Annotated in this window: 2 protein-coding genes and 2 pseudogenes; 1 reads left to right on the top strand and 3 read right to left on the bottom strand. The window is 71.0% G+C overall.

The genetic code is table 11. The features are described 5' to 3' along the window. The 3 genes and pseudogenes from D7231_RS34605 to D7231_RS34610 form a co-directional block, all read right to left on the bottom strand. Nucleotides 1-492 (bottom strand): annotated as a pseudogene (locus D7231_RS34605) (hypothetical protein); the annotation flags it as partial. After that, the gene (locus D7231_RS36360; RefSeq protein ID WP_147449876.1) at nucleotides 489-839 is read right to left on the bottom strand and encodes a hypothetical protein; all 351 of its coding nucleotides are present in this window, start codon (nucleotides 837-839) and stop codon (nucleotides 489-491) included. The pseudogene D7231_RS34605 and the gene D7231_RS36360, both read right to left, overlap by 4 nt. Beyond that, entirely contained in the window at nucleotides 836-1,183 is a 348-nt protein-coding gene (locus D7231_RS34610; RefSeq protein ID WP_147449877.1) for a hypothetical protein, read from the bottom strand. The genes D7231_RS36360 and D7231_RS34610 overlap by 4 nt, the downstream gene beginning before the upstream one ends. 83 nt (nucleotides 1,184-1,266) lie before the next feature. Here D7231_RS34610 and D7231_RS34615 point away from each other — a divergent pair. Continuing rightward, a pseudogene (locus D7231_RS34615) lies at nucleotides 1,267-1,530 on the top strand (hypothetical protein); the annotation flags it as partial.

Raw genomic sequence — 1,530 nt, forward strand, 5'->3', positions numbered from 1 at the left:
GGTGAGGCTGTCGGGGACGGCGGCGGCCATCTGCCGCAGCTGCTCGGGTGTGGCGGCAGCGGCTTTCCCTCGGCCGCGTGCGAGTCGTTCGGGGTCGGCCTTCATGGGCTTGAGCGCCTTGCGGGCGGCGACGGTGGCGGCCTTGGGGACTTCGACGCCGAGGCCGCGCGCGGTGACGGTGACACCGGTGATCCTGCGGTCGATCGAGTTGGGGGCCGCGATCTTGATGGTGTCGAGCCAGACGACGAAGCCGACGAGCGTGCCCTTGGTGACGGCGGTGAGCGGCAGTTGGTGGCCGGTGCGTTCGGCGAGCCAGCCGTGGAACTCGCTCCAGAGCGCCCAGTCATTCTCGTAGCCGCGCTTGGTGTTGTGGGGGCGGATCGCGTCGAGGTGCTTCTCGGCGGCCTCCTCCATGGCGGCGAGGACGGCGAGCGTCGCGGCGTCGTGGACGGCAGGGGTGGCGTCCGGCCGGTGTGGGACGAGGTCGGTCATACGGCGTCCGTGGGGTCGTAGACGCGGGTTCGTCCGGCTGGGCCGTCCATGCAGATGCCGCACACGGGCAGCCATTCTCGCTGGCCGCGAAACAACCGCCAGCCGATGGACGGCCGGTTGCAGTGCCCGGCGTCGCAAGAGCGGCCTGCGGCTTCCTCGTCGGGCGGCGCCGGCCCGGTGAGGCCGGTGGCGCCTCGGTGCGATTCGGGAGGGGTGACGCCGGATGCGAGTTGTCCCGCACCGGGGCAGGTGATGCCGCCCTTGCGGTGGCGGCGGAAGACTCCGGCGAGGGTGACTTGGCGCGGCCGACCGCAGCCGGGGCAGGTGGCGCGGACGGTGTCGGTCACGCGGCTTCCTCGTCGTCCCTTGGGTCCCAAGTTGCCAACGGATCGCGGCTGGCGGTCGCCCACACGTAGGTCGGGCATGGGTGCGGCTGGCCGCATTCGTTGCAGGCCCCGGAGGTGAGGCCGCCGTTCGCGGCGTCCTTGCTGTGGGCCTCGGCGATCCGGGCGAGGCGGGTTTCCAGCCGTTCGGCAGCCCACGCGTCGTAGCGGTCCAGGGCGGCAAGGACTAGATCGGCAGCCTGTTCTGTGATCCCGGATTGCATTCCAGCGAGAGCGCCCTGGTTGATCTCGCGCAGGACGATCTCTCGACGCATGTCATCGACTCGGTTTGTCGCTTCATCAGCCATGCCTAATTGTACCGGTTTTTCGCCCACGATATGGCATGTTATCGCTGGTTGCCGTCTGCCCGACGCCCCCTATCCTCGAACGCATGTCCGACCCCCTGCCGTCAGATCTGCCGAGCCTCCGCACGCTGGAGCGCTACCTCGTCGCGCAGCTCGCGGAGGTGCACGCCGAACTGGAGTTGGCGGAGGATGCGGCGTACCCGCGCTGGTGGGTGCAGTGGCAGCGGACGCCTCCGGGGGCGCCGTGGCGGGGGGTGCTGCACCGGGCGGGCTGCTGGATGCCGGGGACGCCGGACCTGCGCGTCGCGGACGTGCGGGCGGTGGTGGCGGAGCACGCGGGCCGGATCGAG

The sequence above is a fragment of the Streptomyces klenkii genome (genome assembly GCF_003626645.1).
Lineage (GTDB): Bacteria > Actinomycetota > Actinomycetes > Streptomycetales > Streptomycetaceae > Streptomyces > Streptomyces klenkii.